Source organism: Paenibacillus taiwanensis DSM 18679, assembly GCF_000425125.1.
In the GTDB taxonomy this organism is placed as follows: Bacteria; Bacillota; Bacilli; order Paenibacillales; family Paenibacillaceae; genus Paenibacillus_B; species Paenibacillus_B taiwanensis.
The window spans coordinates 238,897-248,341 of sequence record NZ_KE384308.1 but is presented as its reverse complement, the minus strand read 5'-3'; the positions used below and the strand labels follow the sequence as shown (position 1 = coordinate 248,341).

Below are 9,445 nucleotides of genomic sequence, written 5' to 3'. Positions count from 1 at the left end.
ACGGGCGAAGCAGGAGCTACGGGAGCGACAGGTGCGACAGGCGCAGGAGCAGCAGCCAATAGTGCAAAAGTGGCAAGCTTCGTACAACAAACGGTTGAACCTGGAAATGCTTATATATTTGAAGTAAACCTTGCGATTAATGGTACGGATATTACGCATACGCCAGGATCTACCGATATTACGCTTGCTCCTAATAACACTTACCTGATTTTAAGTTATTTGGAAGGCTTCCAGCTTCCATCTGAGGGCATTGGCTTTGCCCTTCGATTAGATGGTATTCCTCTGTTCGGTAGTCATGTTGGAAATGGTGGCGCTACGGGAGTTGAGGAACAATTATCAGGTAACTTTATTCTAACGACAGGTGGCACACCGAGTGTGCTCCAAATGTATAATGATCGTAATTCCGATACAACGACTGCCTCTGATGGTGTTCCAGGTGCCTCGCTAACGATTGTTCGTTTAGCGTAGATCGATTCGAGGCTATTCAAAAACAGCCGCACGAAACCTGCTGTAATTGGCCCTCAGTTACGAAATTGTTGTGACTAGGGCCTGGTATGAAGCTTGAAATAAAATATATTCGAATTGGTTCAGTTGGATAGGCTATGGTGCATAGACATAGAGGGAGCGAGTCGATAGGAGAGGGAAGAGCGAATACTATAGCAAAGATGAGCATCGTGAATGGTTTGACCTGTGATTGATGTGCAACAGCAGTAATGATTTGGAATGTGAAAGACCAGAATTTAAAAAAATTATGAGGTGATCTGAGTATGTCTCAAGCGAATATCCCTAATATTACCCCAACGATTTCTATTACAGCTGGTGATTCGGTTAACCTGTTACTGGCATCTATTGCTCTTGAAGAATTAGCTCTTGCTCACATTGTAAATGCTGAAGCAGAGAAAATTCAGTATGTGTTGGGTACATTGCCTGGAGGCGTAACAGTGTCTCCTGCGGCTACGATTTCTAACTTGCTTGATATCGACAGCAGTGTACAAAGAACACTCCAAGATGTCATCAAGACACAAATCTTGCTGCAATTCAAATTGGAAAACATTTTAAGCAATCTGCCAATAACGCCTTAATCATCTAAACGCTCCCTATAAAAGAAGTGCATACATCTAAGTTGAGTAAAGATTAGGTGCTATCATATTTTACGACATAGGCTAATGTAGTTGCTCGACCCTGCTCTTCATTCCACTCGTTCCAACTTCATAATGTTGACTTGTTCACATAGATCAATTTGTGTAAGACCAACTCCAGAACGACAAACGTCTCTCCTCTCCATCAAATAGGCTGCCGTATCATATCGGCAGTCTATTTGACATGCGTTTAACCTCTTTACTGTGAGTTCTGTGGGCTCCACATCACGCATATCGTCACTAATAGAGCGTTCATTTCATCTGAAGTGGGTAGGAGGAATAGGTATGGCATATCCGAAAATATCGTTATGTATGATTGTTAAAAATGAAGAAGACTGTATTGCACGTTGTTTGAATAGCGTTAAACATGCAGTCGATGAAATCATTATTGTAGACACAGGATCTACTGACAACACCGTTGACATTTGCCGATCCTTTGATGCGCAAATTGTGGAGTATGCATGGAATGAGCATTTTGCCGATGCCAGAAACTACGGGCTTCAATTTGCAACAGGCGATTGGATTTTATGGATGGATGCGGACGAAGAATTAGATGCTAATGATGCTTTACAATTAAAACAACATGTAAATGCAGCTTCGGAATCACTGCTATGGATTCATTTAATAAATTATATTGGGAATGAACCTGATGAAAATGATGCCTTTCATATTGCACATTCCCGTATGTTCCGCAATCATATCGGATTTAAATTTAAAAATCCAATACATGAAATGTTAAATCTGGAAGAAGTGATACCCGATTATGATCCTACCCAAAAGCAAACGTTGCCCCTCAAAATTTATCATTATGGCTATATGAATGAATACGTCATAAATAAAAAGAAATCAGAACGAAATATCCGTCTCCTTGAACAAGAGCTCGTTAAAGAAGACCATCATCCTTGGATCAAATATCATATTGCGACAGAATACTATCGCCTCAAGCAGTATGACAAGGCGTTTGAATATGTGAATCTAGGTATTGTACATTTTCTTCAAGAACGAAAAGCACCACCATCTTTATTATACAAACTAAAATATTCGATTCTAATTACGCTAGGAAGTGTAGAGGGAGCGTGGCAAGGGATAGATAGAGCCATTCAAATGTACCCTGATTATGTAGATTTGTACTTTTACAAGGGTGTTATTTATTATTTGAAGGAATGGTATGAACGAGCTATTGAAGTATTCCAACAATGTATGATATTGGGTGAGGACAATATTAAGCACTTGACACTAAAAGGTGTGGGGAGTTTTCATGCAAGTTATTATATCGGCCTATGCCAAGAGAAATTGGGGCATACAGAACGTGCTGTTCAAGCGTATGAAGCTGCAATTCAGCTCTTCCCGGATTATAAACCAGCACAGGAAGCTTTAGGGCAAATAAGCGGCAGCCTAAGTAACTGAGTTGCTTGTATACATAACAAAAACATCTTTTCCAATACGTCGGAAGGGATGTTTTTGTTATGTAACGGTACATGTATTTGGTATTAAAAGACATAGTCATTCAATTCACCAATGTACGTGAGGTGTCATATACAGTATATATACCCAAATGCGGACTATTCGGGAGCTAACATTAGCAAGTGAAGGATAACGGTATACGTATAAATGGAAAGGAAGTGATTGACATGACTCCCTTCGTTGGGCATGACTCCTCTGAAGTACCAAATGCTCAGCCCGATTGTACTGATCATTTGGATTTATTGGAGATTCAGAATACTAATAAAGTGTATAAAAATGCAATCACACACGTTGAAGATCCAGACGAACCCGCTACAATCTTACAAATATTAAAGGATATTGCCAACATGAATCAATTAACGATGTCTGTATTGCGTTCAACTATAAAACAAGAAAATTCTATTATTCGTAAATTGGAGCAACAGCTTACGGGTCGTGTTCTTTCCCAGAAGAAGGAAGTGACGCTGCATAGCTTGGTGGATCATACGCCACAAGCTGTTAAAGAACCCGATAGCCAAGCGTTACAAGACTCGAAGGAAGTGTACGGTGAAGCAACAATAACTGATTTTACTCCTGAAGATGCAGCTAATTTCCCAACACCTTCGGGGTTGGTGAAACCTGTTGCAGATGAAACGGCAGCAGCCGAAGAAGAGGCTGCACCTGCTGAATTAATGAAAGCTGTGCTCCTGGAGCTTCCAGAAATGAAAGAGATTGATGAGGTTGTTGCAGAGGTCGTTGAACTCAACGAAGAGATATGTCACATTCATTCTGAGCAAGAGCAAGAGCAAGAGCAAGAGCAGGTTCCAAGCGCAAGCGAGGTAATGTCAGACCTTAACGCCCAAGTGGAAGAAGCGATTATTTCGGACGAGAGCGCTCTTCCCGTTGAACTTGAAATGGAACGATACAATGTATCGGATGAGGAAGCTCGTTTGGTGGAAGAACAACAACTCGTGGAAACAATTCCATATGATTTGCCGGTACAGGAAACTGATCACGAAAGCTCGAAGTCTTCACTTTTGTTTGATAACTATGATATTGACTTGGCCCCGCCTCCCGTATCTGGCAAAGTGGAAACCGCTGCTGAAAAGATAGAACCTAAAAGGCAAATCGGATTTATATCCAGCTTGGCGGCCACAAATCATGCCTATTTCTATAGTGGCGACGGTTTCGAGCTTGTCCCATTTGCAGAAGTGTCTTTTTTATCCAGCGTGCCTTTACACATGCATACGATCAGAGGCGACATGATTCAACATACGCCGGGTTCAGGTGACATTTTGTTGGCACCACTTCATAAGTACCATGTCACTTATCAGGTGCATGCGAGACGTCCATTTCATTCTGTTCCACTATGCACGGAGTTGAGACTAAACGGTAAGCACGCAGGTGGTGTTGCTGTGCAAAGCGGCATACAGGGACAAAGTGGTTCACAGGCATCTGGCACGGCCATCTTCCAGACAGGTGAAGGAATACAAATACTAAAAATTATTAACTTGACGAATACACCAACCCATTTTAATTACTTGGCGCTAAGTATCGTCGTTTTGGATGCGTAATTTACAACGTATGAACTTATTTTTGGAAGCATATATATGTTACATCTTGTGCGTTTTTTTGTTTTTTTGGATTAGAAGTTGAGATGAGAAGTGTGGGGCACATAGCTATGCAGGAGTACAATCACAATAACATTTCGAATAGCTCCATTCTGCTCATTTATCCATGAGGCACCTATGATAGCAGCGGAAAGGATCGAGGGCGTGATGGAATTACAGCGGATCCTGTTTGTAATATGTGTCAATAACGATTCCTTATACCAGCAAACGAAAAGGCAGGTTGCCAATTTAATTGTACCACCTGGATATTCGGTTGGAATTTATGACATCCGTAACGCACATAGCATGGCGAGCGGATATAACTATGCCGTTTCGATGGAAGCGGCTTTCAAGATTTATATACATCAGGATACTTTCCTCATTCATCGAGGAATGCTGATTGACTTGTTACAGTTATTTCATTGTCATCCGGCTCTCGGAATGGTGGGGCTTGCCGGGTGTGTAGATATGCCTACCAACGGAATCTGGTGGGAAGGAACAAAGCTTGCGGGTCAAGTGATTGAGCATCGACGGGATACGTATCAGCTCCTTCGTTTTGATCATGGCTGGCATGAAAAGTCTGATTACATTGCTGTTCAGGCTATTGACGGATTGTTTATGGCAACAAAAGTAGATATTCCTTGGCGAGAAGATCTATTCGACGGGTTTCATTTTTATGATTCCTCCCATTCGATGGAAATGCAGCGTGCTGGTCATGTAGTGGGTGTTCCCGTTTTACAAAGCCCTTGGTGCATTCATTACAATGGAGAAGATTTTGATCGGCTCCGTTACGAGCATTATCGGAAAATATTTGTACAGCATTATATGTCATAAAAGCATTGTTAATAGGCTACATATTAGCAGTTATGGCGGCGAGTGATACATGTCTTCTTCACGAAAGGATGTCAAGGATGGATGAGATGAACACGGTCATTCCGGTAAAAGGACGTTTGTCTTTATGTATGATTGTAAAAGATGAAGCGGCACTTGTTGGTACTTGTCTTCATCGTGTGAAAGATGTCGTAGATGAAATCATCGTTGTGGATACCGGATCAGCCGATGACACGGTCGCGATATGTGAATCCTACGGGGCACAAGTTTACACGATGGAGTGGAAAAACGACTTCGCAGCGGCACGAAACTACAGTCTACAGCAAGCTACAGGAGATTGGATCTTATGGTTGGATGCGGATGAGCAGCTCGATCAGGATACGGCACCTTTAATACGCGACATATTGGCGGTGCAGGACGCTGACATCGCCGTCATTGAACTGATTAACTACATTGGTGCAGAGCCTGCTAATAAAGACCTTGCCTTCCTTGTCCGTCATCACCGACTTTTCCGTAATCATAGAGGCTTTCGATTTAATGGTGCTATTCACGAGCAATTAAATGTATATGACGTGTTAGGGACGAGTTTTAATGTGCATGTGCTGCCTGTAAAGGTGCATCATTATGGCTACATGGACGTACATGTCAAAAATCGTGAAAAGTCCGAACGGAATAGGAAGTTACTTGAGCAAGAAAAACAGAAAGAAGGATACAGCCCGTGGGTTGATTATCATCTGGCCAGTGAGTATTATCGGCTGGAACAATATGAGCAGGCTTATGCACAAGTGAACGTGAGCATTAAGGGATTCATTGAACGGAGCAAATTGCCGCCTTCATTATGTTACAAATTAAAATATGATGCTCTTCTGGCTAACGGAAGTTATGAGGGGGGCTGGCCATCCATTGAGCGGGCGATTCAGCTCTATCCAGACTACGTTGATCTTTATTTTTACAAAGGAATCATTTTGTTCCATAAACAAAAGCATCAACTTGCACTAGAGGCTTTTCAACATTGTCTCACGATAGGGGAGGAGAACTTACAGCATCTTACGCTGCGTGGGGTGGGCAGCTTCCATGCCTGGTATCATATCGGACTATGCTACGAGAAACTTGGTCAGCCTCGGGAAGCTGTGCATGCTTATGGGCAATGTCTTGCAGCATATAACCAGCATGACAAAGCGCAAGAAGCCCTTGCACGTCTGATTCAGCAAGAACAAGTAGAAGCTGCTTCCATCAAAATCAGCTTATGTATGATCGTACGAAACGAAGAAGAGAGCTTGCAGCGTTGTCTGGACAGTGTAGTGGGACTCGTAGATGAGATTATTGTTGTAGATACTGGCTCAACGGATCGAACAAAAGAAATTGCGGCGCAGAACAACGCCAAAATATATGATTTTGAATGGATTGATGACTTTGGAGCTGCAAGGAACTATGCATTCAGCAAAGCAACGCAGGAGTATATTTTGTGGTTGGATGCCGACGATGTCATCGAGCAGAAAGACTATGAAGCGTTTAAGCAATTAAAGCAAACTTTATCGCGTGAGGTCAAAAGTGTAACTATGGCTTATGTGCTGAGCACAAACGAGGCCGGGGAACCTTTATTTTCGATTAGACGTAACCGGCTTGTACGACGGGATGCAAATTTTATGTGGCACGGTCCCGTGCATGAATATTTAGCAGTTGGTGGACAAATTCAACATAGTGAAATTGCTGTATATCATAAAAAAGATAAGCAGTACACGGATCGTAACTTGCGGATCTATGAAAATAGGTTAGCAAGAGGCGAACAATTTACACCACGCGACTTGTATTATTACGCGAACGAATTAAAGGACCATGCACGATATGAAGATGCTCTCGAGTTCTATGAGAAATTTTTGCAAACCAATCAAGGATGGGTGGAAGACTGTATTCAAGCGTGTCTGAAGATGGAATCTTGTCACGATAAGCTGAACAATGAAAGCCAGCGTCTTTCTGCGCTGTTCCGCTCCTTCGAATTTGACAAACCACACTCCGATATCTGTTGTCAGATCGGTGAGATTATGCTGAACAATCAGCGTCACCATCAAGCCATTTACTGGTTCGAACAGGCAACGCAGCTCGTTATTCCTTCTGACCAACTTACGATGACTCAAAAATCTACATGGACTTGGGTTCCGCACTTAAAATTATGCGTAAGTTATGACCAACTCGGTCAAACGGAGCGGGCATGTTACCACAATGAAATTGCGCTCAGTTATTTACCAGACCATCCAAGTATGCTATACAATCGTGATTATTTTAAGCTTAAACTAGGGGAACGGTTCGAGCTTGCGACAACTGGCGGCGGGAGGGAAGTTCTTTGAAGACGAGTATTATTATACTGACACGAAACCAATTCCATCTGACCGTCCTATGTCTGGAAAGTATTCGTAAATACACCCCTCAGCCGTATGAAATTATCGTAGTGGATAACGGTTCCGCAGATTTGACGCCAACCTATTTAAAAATTCAACCGGATATTACACTCATTTGTAACGAGGATAACGCTGGCTTTGCAGCAGGTTGCAATCAGGGTTTGGCCGTAGCTACTGGAGAAACGATTTTGTTCTTAAACAATGATACTGTCGTGACGCCCCAGTGGCTGACATCCATGTTGGAAGTGTTATATTCCAGCCCTGATATTGGTATGGTAGGACCGCTTACCAACTATTCGAGCGGGCACCAGATTATACCCGTGACGTATACCGATTTGCTTGACCTTAATTCATTTGCAAGTGAACATGCTAAGCGTCACCAAGGAAGTACAACAGAAGTAAGACGGCTGATCGGATTTTGTATGCTGGTGAGACGTTCCGTACTTGATGAAGTTGGCGGCTTTGACGAGTTATACGGGCTTGGAAATTTCGAAGATGATGATTTATGTTTGCGGGTGGCACGTGCTGGTTACCGTTTGCTCATTGCTAATGCCAGTTTTATTCATCACGTTGGTCATGCCACTATGAATGATATCAAAAAAGACAATGTGCAGCATCTGATGGCCGTTAATCGACATCGGGCAAAGGAAAAATGGGGAGCCGATATTTTTGATTTAATTTATAAAGAAGATATTCGCTTAACTTGCTGTGTGTTAGTCACCTCTAAGTCTACAGACCCTGCTCTGACGTTAGCATCTATAAAAGAGGTTGCAGATGAAGTTGTTCTTATCGATCAACGGGGTGAATGCGAAGAAATCGCATCCTCTTATGGCGCTAAATATGTAGATGGACATCGTGAGCGAAACAAGATCAAGCTGTGGAAGCTAGGGATTGAGCAGTCTGCGGGGCCTTATATTTTGTTGCTTGAGGCAGGGGAATATATATCGGATGAGGACAGAAGAAAGCTGAGAGTTTTAAAGCGATCGATTCATCCTGAAGTTGCAGCTGTATGTATGCAGTGTGAAAATCATGGTATTTTAAACGATAGCTATCAAGTAAGACTGTTCCATCATTCATTTCCATTTCCTTACTTGGACGATTTCAACTTGTACGAACGTGAAGTGCAGGAGAGTGAAATTGAGATTAAATGTGTTCCTTCTAAGTTATATGCTGCGGAGATCGTCACCTAAATTATACTTCCATACGAACTACAAAACGCGCAATGTCCTTACAGACGTTTGCGCGTTTTGTTCATAAAGTATAGTTTGGTTACATGCATCAAGTGGGCTAGCAAAGACACGCTTATGTGTGTTGCATGTTACCTGCTTTCGTAGCTGCTTTTAAGTTCCTCCCATCGTTCAATTAGTTGTTTGCAAGACGCATGCACACCTTTTGGAAATAAAATACCTAATCCGCCTGAATGCTCAAATTGCAGCGCGGGATACTGCTCCTTGAGTTCAGCCCACAATTTCCACACGCCAAATCCAAAGCCATGCACGGAAATATCATGGAATAACATAATTCCGTCAGGTGCTACTTTCGGTAGCCATGATTCATAATCATGTTTTACCGCTTCGTATTGATGAAAACCATCAATATGCAGCAAATCAATGGAATCATCCTGAAATTGGGCCAGTGCTTCGTCAAAGGTAGTACGAAGAAGCGTCGTATGGCGAGAATATAAGGAGGAGGTGATCTTTGAGACGTTATGAAACACTTCAACATTGTATCCCCCAGAATGAGGGTCGCCTAGCCAAGTATCTACGGCGTAACATAAAGTCGACAAGTTCCCATCCTTTATCCCTTGGCACATGCTAAAAAATGAAGCTCCCCAATGGGTACCTAATTCAACTAACAGTCGAGGTTGACATGATCGAACTAAATCGTAGCTAAATTGACGATGGCCTACCCACGCAGAATGCTGTAAGACACGTGAGTCAACTTGCTCGTATTCAAAAACAGGATGATACTGGTTCCAGTTAGTCATGCTTCACCTACTTTGTCTTATTTTTCAAAAACGATGTCC

7 protein-coding genes and 1 pseudogene are annotated in these 9,445 nt (G+C 42.4%); 7 read left to right on the top strand and 1 reads right to left on the bottom strand.

The genetic code is table 11. The features are described 5' to 3' along the window. The 7 genes and pseudogenes from H509_RS0119615 to H509_RS26915 form a co-directional block, all read left to right on the top strand. Nucleotides 1-468: pseudogene (locus H509_RS0119615) on the top strand (hypothetical protein); the annotation flags it as partial. Between the two features lie 299 nt (nucleotides 469-767). Then, on the top strand, nucleotides 768-1,082 hold the full coding sequence (locus H509_RS0119610; protein ID WP_028546579.1) for an alpha-helical endospore appendage domain-containing protein: 315 nt from the start codon (nucleotides 768-770) through the stop codon (nucleotides 1,080-1,082). Nucleotides 1,083-1,424: 342 nt separating this feature from the next. Then, nucleotides 1,425-2,546 carry a glycosyltransferase gene (locus H509_RS0119605; RefSeq protein ID WP_036698200.1) on the top strand — a complete coding sequence of 374 codons (1,122 nt, stop codon included), beginning with the start codon at nucleotides 1,425-1,427 and terminating at the stop codon, nucleotides 2,544-2,546. A gap of 224 nt (nucleotides 2,547-2,770) precedes the next feature. Beyond that, complete coding sequence (locus H509_RS0119600) at nucleotides 2,771-4,156, top strand: hypothetical protein (RefSeq protein WP_028546577.1); 1,386 nt, start codon at nucleotides 2,771-2,773, stop codon at nucleotides 4,154-4,156. A gap of 204 nt (nucleotides 4,157-4,360) precedes the next feature. Further along, on the top strand, nucleotides 4,361-5,026 hold the full coding sequence (locus tag H509_RS0119595; RefSeq protein WP_028546576.1) for a glycosyltransferase family protein: 666 nt from the start codon (nucleotides 4,361-4,363) through the stop codon (nucleotides 5,024-5,026). A gap of 77 nt (nucleotides 5,027-5,103) precedes the next feature. Further along, nucleotides 5,104-7,368 carry a glycosyltransferase gene (locus tag H509_RS27800; protein WP_245596194.1) on the top strand — a complete coding sequence of 755 codons (2,265 nt, stop codon included), beginning with the start codon at nucleotides 5,104-5,106 and terminating at the stop codon, nucleotides 7,366-7,368. After that, nucleotides 7,365-8,609, top strand: coding sequence for a glycosyltransferase family 2 protein (locus H509_RS26915; protein ID WP_051287428.1), 1,245 nt, complete (start codon nucleotides 7,365-7,367; stop codon nucleotides 8,607-8,609). The genes H509_RS27800 and H509_RS26915 overlap by 4 nt, the downstream gene beginning before the upstream one ends. Nucleotides 8,610-8,737: 128 nt before the next feature. On the opposite strand, the gene H509_RS0119575 is transcribed toward H509_RS26915, so the two are convergent. Next, nucleotides 8,738-9,406, bottom strand: a complete 669-nt coding sequence (locus tag H509_RS0119575; RefSeq protein ID WP_028546575.1) for a class I SAM-dependent methyltransferase — start codon at nucleotides 9,404-9,406, stop codon at nucleotides 8,738-8,740. Nucleotides 9,407-9,445: the final 39 nt, after the last annotated feature.